We start from the raw sequence: 16,761 nt of genomic DNA, 5'->3' as shown, positions 1-16,761 counted from the left end.
CTCACACCTCCTGCGGGTGCCGCAGCGCGGTCACCACGGATTCGACGGCGGCCATCGCGGGGTCCACCGCGGCGGCCACGGGTTCGGTCAGGCCGATGCGGTCGGCGACCGAGCTGATCTGGCAGCCCACGATCACCGTCGGCGGGATGGTTCCGCCCATCGCCCGCACTACGGCGAAGACCGCGTCCGGGTGCATGGCGTGCGCGTCGAGACCGACGGCGCCGCCGCCCGGATCGGCGTGGAACACGTCCACCTGACCGGGCGCGCCGCGGTCGGGCAGCGCGTCGACGAGCACCAGCGCGTCCCAGCCGTCGAGCAGGTCGTAGGCCAGGTGCAGGCCGCGGATGCCGTAATCGGTCACGCGCACCTCGGGTTCGCTGCTCGCGGGCATGCGCCGCACCACCTCGGAGCCGAACCCGTCGTCTCCGAGGAAGATGTTGCCGATGCCGGCGACCAGCACTCTCGTCGTGGGAATCACCCCGCTACATGTGCCGGATTCGCAAGTATCGGCGCACATCCGGTATCGACCGGATGCCGACCGCTGCCACCAACAGCGCTGCCAGGGCCACGAGCACGACGGCGATCACACCTACGATTTCCATGGCGGGATTCCTTTCTCGATCGGTTCGACTTCGTCGGGCGCGAAATACAGGTAGCGGCCGTACCATTCGTGCATCTCGGCGGCGGGATCGTCCTCGACGACCACCGCCAGGTGGAGCTGCCCGTCGACGTCCTCGTGCACCGAGGCGACGCGCGCGGTGCGGCCCGCGTAGAACAGGTCCTGCGCGTCGGCGCGGCGGGAGGGATGCAACCGCACCCGGCTGCCCCGGGCGACGGGCGTGCCGCCGATCACGACCGTGTCGGAGTCGGGGTCGACGGCGTTGTCGGACAACGGATCCCACCACGGGGTGTCCGGGTCGAGGGCGGGCAGGACGCGTGGCGATCCCGGTACGGCGTCCACGAGCTGGTTGTCGTCGCGCAGCAGGCTGTCGTCGCGGAGCAGTCCGTGCAGCCCCTGCATGCCTTCGGGTGTCATGGCCTCGCAGCGGTCGATCAGCTCGCCGGCGCGCGGATCGGTGGCCCGGGCCTGATCCTTCTCCTCGTCGGTGAGGGTGAGCACGCGCAAGGTCAGGATCTCGTCGATCTCGGTGGAATCGAACAGCGGACCGGCGCTCTGCTCGGCGATGCGGGGATGGTCGTAGAGAATGATCGGTGAGATCAGCAGCAGGTCCTCGGTGCCCTCGGGACCCGCGAGCACGGGGAAGCAGCGGCGCTGGGTGCAGGCCTCGGCCGCGTCGACGGCGTCCTCCGGCGGGTCGATGAGCGACAGGAAGACCCCGCCGCGCAGCTCGCAGAGCACGTGCGCGCCGAGGAAGGATCGGGTGACGGCGTCGTCCTTGTCGATCGCGGGGACACCGAGATTGCGGACGGTGACGCTGATCCGCTGATAGCGGCCGACCGGCTCGACGACGGTCTCGGCCAGGCCGGTCAGGGTGCGGCGGGTGCGCACGAGGCTGCCGAAGGGGGTGCCGTCGTCGTCGGCGAAGTCCTCGATGTCCACCCCGCCGTCCACGTCGATGCGGAACGTGTTGTCCGACAACGGTCTCGGCCCCGAGTCGATCTCCTGCTCGACGGCCTCGTCCCAGCCGGTCCAGACTCGTGCGCCCGCGCGTAGTTCCGGCACCGTTTGCCCGGTGACGTCCTCGACGGTGCGGCGTTGCAGTTGCAGGAACCGGACGGTCAGGCGCAGGGTCGCGGCGGGGCCCGCGTCGACCAGGAACTGCGCGGCGAGCGCGGACTCCTCACCGAAGCCCGCCGCGTCCGCGCCCTCGGGACCCAGGACCCCGAATTGCCAGCGGGACTGGTTCTTTCGCGCGTTCGCGTGATACGGGTACAGCAGGTAGCCCTCGTACAGCACGGCATCAGCGACCGCCCGCGCCTGGTCGCGGACGCTGCCGGGCTCGTGCCCGCTCACGACGGCTCCCGCGACGGGGCCGACAGCAGTTCGGTGACCGCCTGGTCGTAGTCGAGGAATCCGTGCCCGGACTTGTAGGCGGTGAGGGCGTCGACGGTCTCGCGCCGCATCCGCACCCAGCCGGTGTCGGGGTAGTGGGTGTCCATCAGTTGCCGCCACACCGACACGGGCATGTTGAAGCGGTCGTCGCGATCCCACGGGATCTGCTGCACCGAGAAACCCGACGCGCCTTTGAAGAACACGGTCCCGCTGAACAGGAACAGCAGCGGCACCGTCCCGTCCCGCAGAGCGTGCAGGTACTTCGATCCGGTCACCTCGAGGTCGTAGGTGCACGGCAGCGGCAGATCGACCTCGGCGCCGCCGGTGAAGCCGGGCACCGTCGTCGTGGTGTGCATCCACAGGAACGTTCGCTGGGTGTCGTGCCAGCGGTCGCGGGTGCCGAACAGGTCGAGCAGCCCGCTGCCCTCGGCCTCGGTGTAGGCGCGCCGATTGGGTTCGATGCGAACCTGGGCCCGTAAGGCGATGGCGTGCACCGGTTCCTCGCCGAGCGCCGCGATCCCGACGCGCGCCGACAGCGTCGGCCCGATGGCGTAGGGCTCGGGTTTGATGTCGAGCACCGCGAAGGTGATCGAGTAGGCGGGGCTCACGGCCGCCCACCGCCCCGGGCGAGAGCGCGGGCGTTCATGGTGGCGAAGAACTCGTCGATGTAGTGCCGGGCCTCGGAGCCGCCGTCGAATCCCTTCCACAGCAACCGCATTCGACCGACGAACTCGTAGCAGGTGTCGATGGGCAGCAGCAGGCAATCGCCGGGGCTCTCGCGGCCGGCGCTGCCGGGCATCCGGATCAGCAACGCTTCGACATCGTCGGCCAGCACGTCGAGCTCGGGATGGTTGCGCAACAGGTCCCGCCAGTGCTCGGGCGGCAATTCCGACTCGGTCGCGCCCGCCGGGCCCGGATAGAACGCGACCGTCCGGCCCTGCGCGGAATTCGCGAACAGGAACGCCAGACCCACCGGAATCTCGAGCGCGTCCCACTCGGCGGCCGTGATCGCGGTCTGCCCGAACGCCAGATACCGGTCCGGGACCGCGCGGTAGCGCAGCGCCGCCGCCGGCTCGGTGAACAGCAGATAGCAACCGGTGCAGACGCATTGCAGGTGGCGGCTCTCCACATCGACCACATGCCGATGCGGCGCGCCGATGAGCTCGGCGCACATCTCGCAGCGCTCACCGGCCGGTCCGGGATCGGGCCGGTTCGCGAGTCGGCGCAGCACCGAGAACGAGGCGCTCATGCGGTGGGCTCCAGCGCGGGCACCGCCACCGTGGGCACGCCGTCGCGCAGCAGCACCGGCAGGGGCCGCAGGTGGCCCTCGCCGTCCAGCCGGTCCCCGGCGTGCACGGCGTCGTAGTGCGCCCGGCAGGACGGGCAGCGCAGCACGGCGTCGCCGACCGGGTACCCGGGCCGCCGATGCAGCTGGGCGCCGGTGAGCGAGCCGCCGCACGCCGGGCAGGTGTCGCGGTACACCAGCAGGTTGTCGCCGACGCGGCAGGCCAGCAGGGCCTGCCCGGCGACCTCGTATCCGGCGACCTCGCCCGGACGCAGTTCCGCCAGCTCGGGCACCGCGACCCAGTCGGCAGCGGGCGCGGCGTGCACCCGGGTGAACAGGGACTCGGCCGGAATCACGGCCGCGGTCGAATCGGTCTGCGCGGCAACGACTTCGATGCGCTCGATCTCCGGCGCCGCGGCACGGACGGCTTCCTCGACCGCCAGTTCCAGGGTCACCGAGGACGACGGGCAGCCGCGGCAACTGCCCGAGAGCTCCAGCCACACCACACCGTCCTCGACCCGGACCAGGCTGACATCGCCGCCGTGGGAGCCGAGATAGGGGCGGACGCTGTCGAGCGCGGCGCGCACCCGGGTGGGGACGTCGTCGGGATGCAGCCCGTGCACGATCAGCAGACTGGCCACCAGTTCATCCGCGGCCAGCCGCTGCACCGCGTCGTCGGCGAGCAATTCGACGATCCGGTGCAGCCCGGCGCCGTACAACTCGACGAGTTCACCGACGAGTTGTTCGGCGCGCTCGCGGGCGATCGGCCCGCCCGCGGAGCTCGCGTCGAGGAGGTCTTCGATCCGGTCGCCGGCGTGCCGCCAATGGTCGTCGCGCGCCGCCGGACGATCGTCTCCCATCGATGTCCCTCCTCACGGTCGGTGTCCTCGTCACTGGGTGACGGGCGTCTGGGTGGGGGAGTGCAGCAGGTCCAGCGACTTGCCACCGCCCAGGTACATGTGCACGCCACACGGCAGACACGGATCGAAACTGCGCACGGTGCGCATGATGTCGATCCCCTTGAAGTGCTCCCGGTCGTTCTCCTCGAAGATCGGCTGACCCTGCACCGCGTCCTCGTAGGGACCCGGCGTGCCGAAGCTGTCGCGCGGGCTCGCGTTCCAGGGCGTCGGCGGGTACGGGTGATAGTTGGCGATCTTGCCGTCGCGGATCACCATGTGATGCGACAGCACCCCGCGGACCGCTTCGGTGAATCCGCATCCGATGCCCTCGTCGGGGACCTCGAACGCCTCCCAGGTCTTGGTCCGGCCCGCCCGGATCTCGACGAGCGCCTGCTCCGCGAAATGCAGGGCGCAGGCAGCAGCGTAGGCCTGGAAATAAGTGCGAGCCCGGTTCCGCTCGATGGTGTTCGAGCCGAAAGCCGGTATCTTCCACTCGAATTCGACCGGCCCGCGCAGGGCGGTCTTGGGCAGGTTGATCTGCACGCTGTGGCCGGTGGACTTCACATAGCCGATGTCGACCAGCCCGGCCAGCGCGGTGGCCCACAGCCGGGCCAGCGGTCCGCCGCCGGTATCGAGGGCCAGATGGTCGGTGCCGTCGAACCAGCGCGGCGACATCACCCAGCTGTACTTGTCCTCCAGATCGCGTTTCTGCGGTTGAGGGTTGGTGTGCTGGTTCCACGGGTGCCGCCGGTCCACCGGATTGCCCAGCGGATCCTGGGTCACGAACATCTCCTGATCGGTCCAGTCCTCGTAATACGAACTGCCCAGCAGGATTCGGAGGCCGAGGTTGATGTCGACCAGCGAGGTGGTGAGGAGCTTGCCGTCCACGACCACGCCCGGTGAGACGAACATGTGCCGACCCCAGTCCTCCATGTCACGGTAGGAGAAGTTGCAGAACTCGGGGTCCTGGAAGGAGCCCCAGCAGCCGAGCAGCGTGCGCCGCAGACCGACCTTGTCGTAGCCGGGCAGGGCCTCGTAGAAGAAGTCGAACAGGTCGTCGTGCATGGGCACGACCTTCTTCATGAACTCCACGTACCGCATCAGCCGCGTCATGTAGTCGGTCATCAGCTGGATCGTCGCCACGGTTCCCACACCGCCGGGATACAGCGTCGACGGGTGGACATGACGTCCCTCCATGAGACAGAACATTTCTCGCGTGTACCGGCTGACCTGCAGCGCCTCCCGATAGAACTCGCCGGTGAAGGGATTGAGCGCGCGCATGATGTCGGCGACGGTGCGATAGCCATGCGCGTCGGAGTGCGGCGCGGCGGTCTTCTCCGCCAGCGCGAGCACGCCGGGATTGGTCTCGGAGACCATCTTCTCGCAGAAGTCCACGCCGACCAGATTCTCCTGGAAGATATTGTGGTCGAACATGTATTCGGCGGCCTCGCCCAGATTCACGATCCATTCGCCGAGGTTCGGTGGCTTCACGCCGTAGGCCATGTTCTGGCAGTAGCACGAGCAGGTGGCGTGATTGTCCCCGCAGATGCCGCAGATGCGGCTGGTGATGAAGTGCGCGTCACGCGGATCCTTGCCGCGCATGAAGATGGAGTAGCCGCGGAAGATCGACGACGTGCTGTGGCATTCGACCACTTCGCGATTCGCGAAATCGATTTTGGTGTAAATGCCCAGACTGCCGACGATGCGGGTGATCGGATCCCACGCCATTTCCACGAGCGAATCGGGCTCGATGAGGCGATGTGAGGGTTCCGGAATGATCTGAGTCATCGGAATTCTCCTACCAGGTGCGTCGCGCACCCGTCTCGAGCTCGGTGCCCCGATGCCGCCAATGCGGCTCCTTGTCCACGGTGCGCGCCGTGATGTGGCGCAGACTGCGGATCACCGACCCGTACAGTCCGGAAGCGGCGGAGGACAGTTTTCCGCCCGGTGGTTCGTCCATGAACGGCATGAACTTGTCCGGGAATCCGGGCATGGTGCAGCCGATGCAGATACCGCCGACATTCGGGCACCCGCCCACGCCGTTGAGCCAACCGCGCTTGGGAACATTGCATTTCACGACCGGACCCCAGCAGCCGAGTTTGACGATGCACTTCGGCGAACCGTATTCGTGCGCGAAATCGCCCTGCTCGTAATAGCCGGCCCGGTCGCAACCCTCGTGCACGGTCGCGCCGAAGAGCCATTTCGGGCGCAGCGCTTCGTCGAGCGGAATCATCGGCGCCTGGCCCGTCGCCATGTACAGCAGGTAGGTCAGGGTCTCGGAGAGATTGTCCGGCTGGATCGGGCAGCCCGGCACGCACACGATCGGGATCCCGGCCTTGCTCTTCCAGTCCCAGCCCAGATAGTCCGGGACGCCCATGGCTCCGGTCGGATTGCCCGCCATGGCGTGGATGCCGCCGTAGGTGGCGCAGGTGCCCACCGCCACGACCGCGGTTGCCTTGGGCGCCAAGCGATCCAGCCATTCGCTGGTGGTCATCGGCTGACCGGTCTCGGGATTGTTGCCGAACCCGCACCAGTAGCCCTCGGTGTGCAGCTGCTCGTTGGGAATGGAGCCCTCCACGACCAGCACGAACGGCTCGATTTCACCGCGGTCGGCCTTGAAGAACCATTCCAGGAAGTCATCGGCGCCCCCAGCGGGGCCACATTCGAAATCGATCAACGGCCAGTGGACGGCGACCTTCGGCAGTCCCGGAAGGGATCCGAGAGCGATCTCCTCGACACTGGGTTGGGTGGCGGCAGTCAACGCCACCGAGTCACCGTCACAACTGAGGCCTGCGTTGATCCACAGGACGTGGATCAGCGTCTCTTCGGCTTTGACTGCTTCGCCAGTTGGCATGAATGCCGCCCTTCAGAAGCTGGTGGCCACCTGCGTGGTTCCCATACAGCCCGGAATCGCGTCGAAATGTGACCCTGATCACGCCAGTCTATTCTCGGCGCAGACCTTCCTCAAGATCGCTGAGCAGCGCGGATGTCTGTTCGAACAGCCATTCGTACCACCTGTCCAGGCCCATTCCGGTCGTCGCGGACACCGTCAGCACATCGATGCCGGGATGGATGGAATTCGCGTACTCGCGGCACCGCTCCACATCGAAATCCACGTAGGGCAGCAGGTCCATTTTGTTGACCAGCACCAGCGAGGCGGCCGCGAACATGTGCGGATATTTCAACGGTTTGTCGGTGCCCTCGGTCACCGAGATGACGACGACTTTCGCGTGCTCGCCCAGGTCGAAAAGGGCGGGGCAGACCAGATTCCCGACGTTCTCGATGAACAGCAGCGTGCCGGGGGCCGGGGCGAGCGCCGTGAGGGCGGTGTCCATCATGGCGGCGTCCAGATGGCATCCGGCGCCGGTATTGACCTGGACCACCGGCCGCCCGGTCGCGCGGATGCGTTCGCCGTCGAGCATGGTCTCCTGATCGCCCTCGATCACCGCGATCGAGGTGTCGGCGAGGTCGCGCAGCGTGCGCTCGAGCAGGGTCGTCTTGCCCGAGCCGGGGGAGCTGGTCAGATTGATCGCCAGGATGGCCTGCTCGGCCAGCCGGCGCCGGACCGCTTGGGCCAGTGCGTCGTTCTTCGCCAGCACCTTCTGTTCGAGGGTGATCGTCTCGGTCGGCGCGAGGTGCACGTGCTCTCCGGGGCCGTGCCCGTGCACGTGGTCGCCCGCGTCGCCGTCGTGCCGGTGCGGATGACCGTGCTCGTGATCGTGCTCGTGTGAATGATGGTGGGGGACAACGGTGATCACGGCTGATCCGTCATCACCGCAGCCGCAGGTGGCGCACATTCCCGGCTCACCTCCAGGGACCGGATACGCAGCTCGCGCCCCGCGATGACTTCCACGTCGGCGCTGCCGCAGGGACACAACAGGATCGGATCGGCGACCTCGAAACGGTTGCCACAGGATCGACACGACGCACTGCCCGCGATCACCGCGATCTCGAGCCGCGCGCCCTCGGCCACGGTTCCCTCCGTGGCGATCTCGAAACAGAACTCCATCGCGGCGGGGATCACCGCGCACAGCACCCCGACCTCGACGGTCACACTGTGCACCCGCCGACCGGCCGCGTGTTCACACACCGCCTCGACCAGGCTGCTGGTTATCGCCATCTCGTGCACACGGGCCTCGATTCGACGATCGGAGAAGACCCACGCTACTCCCCGGCCTCGGGTGTGCGGGCGGTTCTCTCCACCCGGGCCGCACCGGCCCACCGCTGCTCGATGCGGCCGAAGCGCCACCCGGCCAGCGCGATCACCCAGACGCCGACGAAAACCCCGACGACCAGGCAGCCGAGCAGCGTCGAATCGATCCCGCCGGGGTTGGACCGCGCGCCGCGCAGGCTCAGCAGCTCGACCGTGCCCACGATCAGGGCGACCGCCACCGACAGCGCCGTCACGGTGAGGTTGTAGTAGACCTTGCGCAGCGGCTGCGCGAACGCCCAGCCGTAGGCGAAGTTCATGAAGGTGCCGTCGATGGTGTCGAGCAGGCTCATGCCCGCCGCGAACAGCACCGGCAGGCACAGGATGGCGTACCAGGGCAGCCCGGCCGCCGCGCTGGTCCCGGCCAGCACCAGCAGCGCGACCTCGGTGGCGGTGTCGAAGCCCAGGCCGAACAGCAGGCCGATCGGGAACAGCTGCCACGGCCGGGAGATCGACTTCATCACCGGGCCCAGCAGCCGGGTCACGAACCCGCGCCCGGCGAGCCGGTCCTCCAGTTCGGCCTCGTCGAACCGGCCCGACCGCAACCCGCGCACCGACCGCAGAATCCCGGTCAGCACAACGAGATTGATGATCGCGATGAGGTAGAGGAAGCCGCCCACCACCGCGGCGCCGATCACGCCGGAGTAGTGGTGCAGCGCGGAGGAATCGTCGGCCACCGGACCGGCCACCGCTTTCACGCCCACCGACAGCAGCAGCGCCAGCCCGAACACCACGGCGGAATGCCCGAGCGAGAAGTACAGCCCGACCGACAACGGCCGCTGCCCGTCGTGCATGAGTTTTCGGGTGGTGTTGTCGATGGCGGCGATATGGTCGGCATCGAAGGCGTGCCGCAGGCCCAGCACATAGGCGGTGAGCCCGACCCCGAACCCGAGCGTCCGGTCACCGACGCTGAAATGTTGTGGGGCCACGAGTCCGATCAGCGTGCCCCAGCCGATCACATGCAACCCGACGACTACCGCGATGATCCCGGCCAGGCGGAGCCATTCCTGCCTGGTGATGGTGAACCGATCGGTCAGGAAGCCGATCGGGCCACGTCGCTGCACTGTCGACGCCACGGCTGACTCCCTGCGGCCCGGGTTCCTCGACCGTAGACTCCGCCGACCCCGCGCGGCAAGGCCACTGGACGTGGTCGGCACGGCGGAGTGAACTGTTTATGCATCGATAGCCTCGATGGTTTCACCGGGCGGGTAGGCCCGCCGCGGCAGCGCAGTACTGCCACACCTGCTCCCGGGCGGCGGCCGACGTGCGGGTCCGCGCCCGGTAGTGCTCCGGCCGGGCCCGGCGATCGTGCCAGAAACGCCCGGACGGCACGTCCATGGCCGCCAGCCAGACCGCGGTGTCCGCGCCTTGCTCGGGCGTGCGCAGCAGCGGTCCGGCCAGCCGTCGGAAGCGGGGCAGTGCCGACGAGATGCCGGGGGTGTCCACCCAGCCCGGGTGCATGCAATGCACGGAAATGCCTTGCGGTGCATACCGATCGGCGAGTATCGGGGTGAGGTCCACCTGGATGCGCTTCGAGCGCGCGTAGGCCGTCGCGCCGCGATAGGGGGTTGCCCGGTACTCGATGTCGCCGGGGTGCAGGGCCTGGGTGTACATGCCGCCGGAGGACACCAGGATCACCCGCGCCGCCGCCGAGCGGGCCAGCAGTGGTGCGAGCGCCTCGGTCATCAGCAGGGGGCCGAGCACGTGGGTCGCCAGGCAGAGCTCGTGGCCCTGGGGGTTCTCGGTGCGTTGCGGCGGCAGCACTCCGGCGTTGTGGACCAGCACATCGACGCGATCGAGCTGCCGGGTCGGGTCGGCGGCGAAATCGCGGACGGCGGCCAGGTCGGAGACATCGCAGTGCGCGACCGTGACCGTCGCGCCGGGCGCGGCCGCGGCGATCTCGGCCGCCGCGGCGGCGCCGCGCGCGCGGTCGCGCACGACCAGGGTGACCGTCGCGCCGATCTCCGCCAGCCCGGTCGCGATGGCCTTGCCGATCCCGGAGTTCGCGCCGGTGACCAGGGCGGTGCGGCCGCGGAGCGCATCAGCAGGGATGGGCGGCCACGACGCGCGCCGGAGCCGGTGACCGAGGCGGCCGTAACCGAGTAGGACCGAGCGGTCCAGGAGGTCGTCGAGAACGTGCTGCGCGCTCATGCCGTCAACTCGCCTTTCGCTCGTCTCGCTCGATGTCGGGCGTCGATTCGAATAGATGCATCGTTTTTGCATCGATTGAATGCTAGCATCGACAGCCTGGAGCCGGGAACAACCGACCGGCCCACGCCCAACCGGCGGAGGAACCATGCACACCAATCCATTGCGCGGCCGCCGATGGTTGCGCGCCGCGGCCGCGGCCGCGGTCCTGCCCGCCTGCTGGCCGTTCGCCGCCCGAGCCGCCGCCGCGCCGCCGGCGCCGGTGCCGACGCTCGAGGTGACCCGGTACACCGGAACCTGGCTGCAGCTCGCGGCGATCCCGCAGCCGTTCAATCTGGCCTGCGCGCGCGACACCCAGGCCGACTACACCCCCACACCGGACGGGCTGACCGTGCGGAACTCCTGCACCACCTGGCTCGGCACCCGCGACGAGATCACCGGAACCGCGCGCATCACCGATCCGGCCACCAATGCGCAACTGGGGGTGAGCTTCCGCGGCGAATCCGATCCGGCGACCAACTACATCGTCACCGCGCTGGATCCCGATTACCGCTGGTCGGTCGTCGTGAACCCCAGCCGCACAGCCGGTTTCGTACTCTCCCGCACGCCGGTGCCCGACGCCGGGCAGTGGAGCGCCATCCGGACGGGCATCGACGCGGCCGGCATGGATCCCTGCCTGTTCCTGACCTCGCCGGTGACCGGAGGCTTCGACGGAATCGAGCCGCTGTGCGCGCGCTGACCGGGGCGGCCCGCCGCCGCGTCGCGGTGATCGGCAGCGGAGTGTCCGGCCTCACCGCCGCCTGGGTGCTGGCCCGCGACTGCGAAGTGGTGCTGTACGAGGCGGATTCGCGGCTCGGCGGCCATGCCCACACCCATCGGGTGCCCGTGCGCGCGGACGGCTCCGGCGATCATCTCGGCGTGGACTCCGGGTTCATCGTGCACAACGACCGCACCTACCCGACGCTGCTGCGGTTGTTCGGCGAACTGGGCGTGCGCACACAGGAATCCGACATGTCGATGTCGGTGCGCTGCGACGGCTGCGGCCTGGAATACGCCGGCGCGAAGGGGCCGCGCGGACTGATTCCGGAACCCGCCGCCCTGCTGCGGCGGCCCTATCTGCGCATGCTCGGCGAGATCACGCGTTTCCACCGGCTGGCGCGGGCCGAATTGGCCACCGGCGCGGGCGAACCACGCACCCTGGGCGAGTTCCTCGCGGACTGTGCTTTCACGCCCTACTTCACTGCCCATTTCATGGTGCCGCTGGTGGCGGCGGTCTGGTCCTGTCCGCCACGGCTGGCCTTGCGCTATCCGGCGCGCTATCTGTTCACGTTCCTCGACCATCACGGCATGCTCACCGTGTTCGGATCGCCCACCTGGCGCACCGTCGCCGGCGGCTCGGCGAGCTATGTGCGGGCCGTGGCCGCTCGGCTGCACGAGGTGCGCGCCGGGGTTCCGGTCCGCTCGGTGCACCGTGGCGCGCACACGGTCGGGGTGCGCGACGACGCCGACGAGGTGGAGTTCTTCGACGCCGCGGTCATCGCCACGCACCCGGAACAGGCGCTGCGCCTACTGGATTCGCCGACGATCGCCGAGTCGCACATCCTCGGCGGGCTGCCCTATACGGCCAATCGGGTGCTGCTGCACACCGATGATTCGGTGCTGCCCCGGCGGTCCGGAGCGCGCGCCTCGTGGAACTATCGCCTGCCCCACTGCGCCGCGACCCCGGAGCGAGTCCAGGTCAGCTACGACCTGACTCGGCTCCAACGCCTGCCCGACGGTCCGGGCGATCGGCGGTTCCTGGCCACCCTCGGCGACGACGGCCGGGTGGCACCCGAGACCGTGCTCGCGACCATGGACTACGAACATCCCCAGTACACACCCGAATCCATGACCGCGCGCCGTCGACTCGCCGAAATCGGGGACCACACAGTGGCTTTCGCCGGGGCATACCACGGCTGGGGATTCCACGAGGACGGCGCGCTCTCAGGGCTGCGCGCCGCCGAACGTATCGGCGGCCGGTGGCACGTGAGCCCATCGACTCCAGCCGCCGCCATTCGGGAACCGTCATGACCCGGGCGAGGCTGGCGCGCACCGTCATTCACCACACGCGACTGGAACCGGTGCGGCACGCCTTCACCTATCGCAGTTACAGCTGGCTGGTCGACCTGGACGAACTGCCCGAACTAGCGTGGCCGTGGCGCTGGTTCGCGAGCTTCCGTGCTCGCGACCACCTCGGCGCCCCCGATGCCACCCTGCGCGCGAACGTGATCGACTACCTGGCCGCCGCGGGGATCGAACTGGGCGACGGACGCATTCTCATGCTCGCCAACGCACGAATCCTCGGATACGTCTTCAATCCCCTCACCGTCTACTGGTGCCACGACGCGAACGGCACACTGCGCTGGGTGATCGCCGAGGTCCACAACACCTACGGCCAGCGGCACCGCTACCTGGTGCCCGCGCAGCCGGAAGCGATGGTGCCCAAGGAGTTCTACGTCTCCCCGTTCACTCCGGCCGCCGGTCGATACCGGCTGCGGGCTCCGGAACCCACGGATCGGGTCCGGGTGGCGATCACCCTGGAAGGAGCCGACGGCCGCGCCGTATTCGCCGGGACCGTCAGCGGGCGGGTGGTTCCCGCGAACGGGCGCACCCTGGCCCGGGTGCTGGCAGCGCACCCGCTCGAAACGCTGCGGGTGAGCGCCCTCATCCGCTGGCAAGGCCTGCGGCTGTGGCGCCGGGGCCTGCCCATCACTCCCCGCCCGTCCGCTGTCTCCCGGGAGGTCCTGACATGAGACGATCCTCGTTCGCGCCGCCGCCCATCCTCCCCGGCGCGCACCGAATCGCACCGCCGCCGGTGCCGATCGGGGTGCGGTCCACGCTCGGCCGCCCAATCGTCCTGGCCCTGTTCGAGCGTGCGGCGCAACGCCTTCCGCTGCGGATCGAGCTGCCCGGCGGCGAATGGTGGGGCGGCGCGCTCGACGATCCCGCCGCGGCGCGGCTGACGCTCCACGATCCCGACGCCTTCGCCCGGCGGATCGCGGTCTCCGGTCTCATCGGGTTCGGCGAGGCGTACATGGCCGGTGAGTGGAGCGCCCCGGATCTGCCCGCGGTGCTGACCGTGCTGGCCGCCGACATCCGCGCCCTGGTGCCCCGGCCGCTGCACGTGTTCCGGCCACTGCTGCTCCCGCGACACCCGCGGGCCACCAGGGCGACCGCTGAGGGTGCCCGCAGCAATGCGGCCCACCATTACGACCTGTCCAACGACTTCTTCGCGGCCTTCCTGGACGAGACCCTGACCTATTCGGCGGCGCTGTTCGAACGCCTCGACCCGGCGCCGACCTGGGACGATCTCGCCTCGGCGCAGCATCGCAAGATCGATCGGCTGCTGGACGACGCCGGGGTCGGGCGGGGCAGCACCGTGCTCGAAATCGGCACTGGCTGGGGCGAATTGGCGCTGCGGGCGGCACGCAGGGGCGCGACGGTCCGGTCGCTCACCCTGTCCTCGGAGCAACAGCGTCACGCCCGGCAGCGGATCGCGGCTGCCGGGCTGACCGACCGGGTATCGATCGAGCTGCTCGACTACCGTCGCGTCGACGGCCGCTACGACGCCGTGGTGTCGGTGGAGATGATCGAGGCGGTCGGATACGACTACCTGCCCGGCTACCTGGCCACCCTCGAACGGGTGCTCGCACCCGGCGGGCGCATCGCCCTACAGGTCATCACCATGCCCCACGACCGCCTGCGGGCCGCGCGGCGAACGCACACCTGGATCCAGGAGTACATCTTCCCGGGCGGATTCCTGCCCTCGGAAACCCTCCTGGACCAGCTCCTTTCGGCACACACCGGCCTGCGGATCACGCATCGCCGCAGTCTGGGCCACCACTACGAGCACACGCTGCGACTGTGGCTGGATCGATTCACCGCCGCCGCCGACCACGTCGCCTCGCTGGGATTCGACGAGGTCTTCCAGCGGATGTGGCGGTTGTACCTGGCCTACTCCGAGGCCGGATTCCGTTCGGACTACCTCGATGTCGTACACCTCGTGCTATGCGAGCGGGACGGCGGCGCACGATGAATCCGACCACGCCCACCCGGATCCTCGGCGCGGCGACGGCCGCCTACGGACTCGCCGTCGCGCTGCGGCCCGAGATCCTGTTGCGGCCCACGGGTTTGGGCACCGGTCTCGAATCGGAGCCGAGAGCCGCGGCACGGCTGATCGCCCTGCGCGACCTGGCCTCGGGCGTGTCGATGGTGGTGACCTCCGATCCGCGGGCGCGGCGCACCGCGATGGCCGTGCGTGTCGCTTCGGACGCTGCCGACACCCTGGTGTTCGCCTACGCCCTGCGCGGACGGCCCGAACGGGTGAAAACACTGGCGGTGACCGGCGGTTGGGGAGTGCTGTGCGCGGCCGGCGCGCTCCACGAGTGGCGTCGAGGCCGTGGGCAGCGTCACCGGATCGCGGCGCATGGTGCGGTGCGGACGTGACGTCCGGGCCGGGCGGGGCGCAGCCGGGCGCGGTGGCCGAGTTCACCGTGGGCGCGGTCGCGCGGCGGGTGGGCGTTCCCGTCGCGACCCTGCGCAGCTGGAATCGGCGTTACGGCATCGGCCCGCAGCGGCATCGGCCCGGAGAGCACCGGTCCTACACCTCGACGGACCTGGCGATGGTCACCCGCATGGTCGAGTTGGTCCGGGCCGGCGCGAGTCCCGGCAGTGCCGCGCGGGCCGCTCGGGCCGTCGCCGAACCCGCCCCACGCCGCGGCGATGTCGGGCCGGTGCTGGCCGCGGCGGAGAGCATGGATGTGGCCCGGTTGCTGACGCTGCTGTCGGCCCACGTGGCCCATCACGGGGTGGGCGACACCTGGAATCTGTTGTGCCGCCCCGCCTTCGCGGAGATCGTCGATCGCCAGCGCCGCGGCGAGGGCTATATCGAGGTCGAGCACCTGCTGTCCTGGGCGTCCACGACGAGCCTGCATCGTGCGGTTCCGGCGGTGGCGGACGCGGCGGGGGAGCCGCGAATCGTGTTGGCCTGCACCGCCGGAGAACAGCATGTGCTGCCGCTCGAAGTCCTGCGCGCGGCCTTGGCCGAGGGTGGAACCGCGGCGTTGCTGCTCGGTGCGTCGGTTCCGCCGGAGGCCCTCGAGCGCGCTCTGTCCCGGCGGGACCGCCCGGCCGCTGTGGTGCTGTGGTCGCAATCGCCGGGCACCGCGTCGCCCGCGTCGCTCCGGGTGGCGGCCGCCGGGTCCGGGTCGGTGTTCGTCGCCGGGCCGGGCTGGGAACACATCGGCAGCGAGACCGGAGTGTCGCGATTACGCTCGTTGGAGGAGGCGCTCGATGCGCTTACCGCGCCGCGGACGCGCTGAGCAGTTCGACCGCTTCGGTGAGGTCGGCGAGCCGCCGGGCGGATTCGGGCAGGATGAGGGTGTCCCAGCCGGGACCGCCCACATAGACCATCGCCTGGGCGTCGGCACAGGCGCGGATCGCGGAGGTGAGGGCCGTCGCCTCTTGTTGCGACCACAGCACCACCGTGGCGGGCTCCGAGACGCGGGCCAGCGTGTCGGCCAGGGCCGCGGTCGGGACATCCGGCCCGAGCATGCGCGCCCCCACCTCTCGTTCCGCGAGCGCCGCGCGCAGCACTTCCAATGGCAGGGAATGGGTTTCACCGCCGGTGCAGGCGAGGATCAGCGGCGCGGACAGCCGGGCGGTGGCCGGCGGCACGGTCCGGTGCAGGGCCGCGACGATGCCCCACGACAGCAGATGTTCCACATCCACGCAGCCCTCGCCCGCGAGCTGGCGGCCGACGATGTTCGCGAAAGCCGGACGGCACAATCCATCCCAGGTGTCGATCACCCCGTACATGCGCAGGTGCTTCTCGACCAGATCGCAGACCACATCGGTGTCGAGATCGAAGGCCGCCGACACCAGCGCGGCCGCATCACCGTGGGACAGGGCCGAACCGCGGGCTGCCGCCGCCGCGCCGGCGGGCGTGGATCCGGCGCGGATCAGCTCTACCATCCGCGTCAGCAGTGCGATATCGCCTTCGGTATAGAGCCGGTGGCGGCCTGGGCGATCCTGTGCGGGGCCGATGCCGTAGCGGCGGTTCCAGCTGCGCAGGGTCGCGGTCGGGATGCCGAGCCGTTCGGCCGCCGCGCGGACCGAGAAACCGGTCTGTTCGGGGGCGGATATCGGGCGGTGCGACATGCCTTGA

19 protein-coding genes are annotated in these 16,761 nt (G+C 69.6%); 6 read left to right on the top strand and 13 right to left on the bottom strand.

The window, feature by feature from the left end; genetic code table 11:
- Window position 1 precedes the first annotated feature (1 nt).
- The 12 genes from ACWEOI_RS13490 to ACWEOI_RS13435 all read right to left on the bottom strand — a co-directional run bounded on the left by ACWEOI_RS13490 (window position 2) and on the right by ACWEOI_RS13435 (window position 10,559).
- Window positions 2-478, bottom strand: a complete 477-nt coding sequence (locus ACWEOI_RS13490; RefSeq protein ID WP_433665987.1) for a hydrogenase maturation protease — start codon at window positions 476-478, stop codon at window positions 2-4.
- A gap of 4 nt (window positions 479-482) precedes the next feature.
- Window positions 483-602, bottom strand: a complete 120-nt coding sequence (locus ACWEOI_RS13485; protein ID WP_379277310.1) for a DUF6893 family small protein — start codon at window positions 600-602, stop codon at window positions 483-485.
- A complete protein-coding gene (locus tag ACWEOI_RS13480) occupies window positions 590-1,975 on the bottom strand; it encodes a hypothetical protein (RefSeq protein WP_452359774.1) in 1,386 nt (461 codons plus the stop codon). Before ACWEOI_RS13480 ends, ACWEOI_RS13485 begins: the two co-directional genes overlap by 13 nt.
- The gene (locus ACWEOI_RS13475) at window positions 1,972-2,622 is read right to left on the bottom strand and encodes a DUF6084 family protein (protein WP_433665985.1); all 651 of its coding nucleotides are present in this window, start codon (window positions 2,620-2,622) and stop codon (window positions 1,972-1,974) included. Before ACWEOI_RS13475 ends, ACWEOI_RS13480 begins: the two co-directional genes overlap by 4 nt.
- Window positions 2,619-3,263, bottom strand: a complete 645-nt coding sequence (locus ACWEOI_RS13470; protein ID WP_452359773.1) for a DUF5947 family protein — start codon at window positions 3,261-3,263, stop codon at window positions 2,619-2,621. The genes ACWEOI_RS13475 and ACWEOI_RS13470 overlap by 4 nt, the downstream gene beginning before the upstream one ends.
- Window positions 3,260-4,159: a NifU family protein gene (locus ACWEOI_RS13465; RefSeq protein ID WP_452359772.1), complete on the bottom strand. Its 900-nt coding sequence runs from the start codon at window positions 4,157-4,159 to the stop codon at window positions 3,260-3,262. Before ACWEOI_RS13465 ends, ACWEOI_RS13470 begins: the two co-directional genes overlap by 4 nt.
- A gap of 30 nt (window positions 4,160-4,189) precedes the next feature.
- Window positions 4,190-5,986 (bottom strand): nickel-dependent hydrogenase large subunit, encoded by a 1,797-nt coding sequence (locus tag ACWEOI_RS13460; protein WP_452359771.1) that lies wholly within the window; start codon window positions 5,984-5,986, stop codon window positions 4,190-4,192.
- Window positions 5,987-5,996: 10 nt separating this feature from the next.
- A complete protein-coding gene (locus ACWEOI_RS13455) occupies window positions 5,997-7,052 on the bottom strand; it encodes an NADH-quinone oxidoreductase subunit B family protein (protein WP_433665981.1) in 1,056 nt (351 codons plus the stop codon).
- Window positions 7,053-7,140: 88 nt separating this feature from the next.
- A complete protein-coding gene (gene hypB, locus ACWEOI_RS13450; protein WP_433665980.1) occupies window positions 7,141-7,995 on the bottom strand; it encodes a hydrogenase nickel incorporation protein HypB in 855 nt (284 codons plus the stop codon).
- Window positions 7,953-8,327 (bottom strand): hydrogenase/urease maturation nickel metallochaperone HypA, encoded by a 375-nt coding sequence (locus ACWEOI_RS13445; protein WP_433665979.1) that lies wholly within the window; start codon window positions 8,325-8,327, stop codon window positions 7,953-7,955. Before ACWEOI_RS13445 ends, hypB begins: the two co-directional genes overlap by 43 nt.
- A gap of 35 nt (window positions 8,328-8,362) precedes the next feature.
- Window positions 8,363-9,472, bottom strand: a complete 1,110-nt coding sequence (locus tag ACWEOI_RS13440) for a HoxN/HupN/NixA family nickel/cobalt transporter (protein ID WP_452360137.1) — start codon at window positions 9,470-9,472, stop codon at window positions 8,363-8,365.
- Window positions 9,473-9,605: 133 nt separating this feature from the next.
- Window positions 9,606-10,559 carry an SDR family NAD(P)-dependent oxidoreductase gene (locus ACWEOI_RS13435; protein WP_452359770.1) on the bottom strand — a complete coding sequence of 318 codons (954 nt, stop codon included), beginning with the start codon at window positions 10,557-10,559 and terminating at the stop codon, window positions 9,606-9,608.
- A gap of 145 nt (window positions 10,560-10,704) precedes the next feature.
- Between ACWEOI_RS13435 and ACWEOI_RS13430 the strand changes: the two genes are divergently transcribed.
- Genes ACWEOI_RS13430 through ACWEOI_RS13405 form a run of 6 tightly spaced genes read left to right on the top strand, consistent with a single transcriptional unit; the run spans window position 10,705 to window position 15,916 of the window.
- Window positions 10,705-11,295: a lipocalin family protein gene (locus ACWEOI_RS13430; protein WP_452359769.1), complete on the top strand. Its 591-nt coding sequence runs from the start codon at window positions 10,705-10,707 to the stop codon at window positions 11,293-11,295.
- Window positions 11,283-12,626, top strand: a complete 1,344-nt coding sequence (locus tag ACWEOI_RS13425; protein WP_452359768.1) for an NAD(P)/FAD-dependent oxidoreductase — start codon at window positions 11,283-11,285, stop codon at window positions 12,624-12,626. The genes ACWEOI_RS13430 and ACWEOI_RS13425 overlap by 13 nt, the downstream gene beginning before the upstream one ends.
- Window positions 12,623-13,348, top strand: coding sequence for a DUF1365 domain-containing protein (locus tag ACWEOI_RS13420; RefSeq protein ID WP_452359767.1), 726 nt, complete (start codon window positions 12,623-12,625; stop codon window positions 13,346-13,348). The genes ACWEOI_RS13425 and ACWEOI_RS13420 overlap by 4 nt, the downstream gene beginning before the upstream one ends.
- Window positions 13,345-14,631, top strand: coding sequence for a class I SAM-dependent methyltransferase (locus ACWEOI_RS13415; protein ID WP_452359766.1), 1,287 nt, complete (start codon window positions 13,345-13,347; stop codon window positions 14,629-14,631). Before ACWEOI_RS13420 ends, ACWEOI_RS13415 begins: the two co-directional genes overlap by 4 nt.
- Complete coding sequence (locus ACWEOI_RS13410) at window positions 14,628-15,041, top strand: hypothetical protein (protein ID WP_433665973.1); 414 nt, start codon at window positions 14,628-14,630, stop codon at window positions 15,039-15,041. The genes ACWEOI_RS13415 and ACWEOI_RS13410 overlap by 4 nt, the downstream gene beginning before the upstream one ends.
- A complete protein-coding gene (locus ACWEOI_RS13405; RefSeq protein WP_452359765.1) occupies window positions 15,038-15,916 on the top strand; it encodes a MerR family transcriptional regulator in 879 nt (292 codons plus the stop codon). The genes ACWEOI_RS13410 and ACWEOI_RS13405 overlap by 4 nt, the downstream gene beginning before the upstream one ends.
- Here ACWEOI_RS13405 and ACWEOI_RS13400 read toward each other — a convergent pair.
- The gene (locus ACWEOI_RS13400) at window positions 15,894-16,754 is read right to left on the bottom strand and encodes a MerR family transcriptional regulator (protein WP_452359764.1); all 861 of its coding nucleotides are present in this window, start codon (window positions 16,752-16,754) and stop codon (window positions 15,894-15,896) included. The two genes, ACWEOI_RS13405 and ACWEOI_RS13400, sit on opposite strands and share 23 nt — an antisense overlap.
- Between the last annotated feature and the right edge of the window lie 7 nt (window positions 16,755-16,761).

Source organism: Nocardia sp. NPDC004340 (assembly GCF_053602575.1).
Note: the sequence above shows the minus strand (reverse complement) of the source record. Positions and strands in the feature narration are given on the sequence as shown.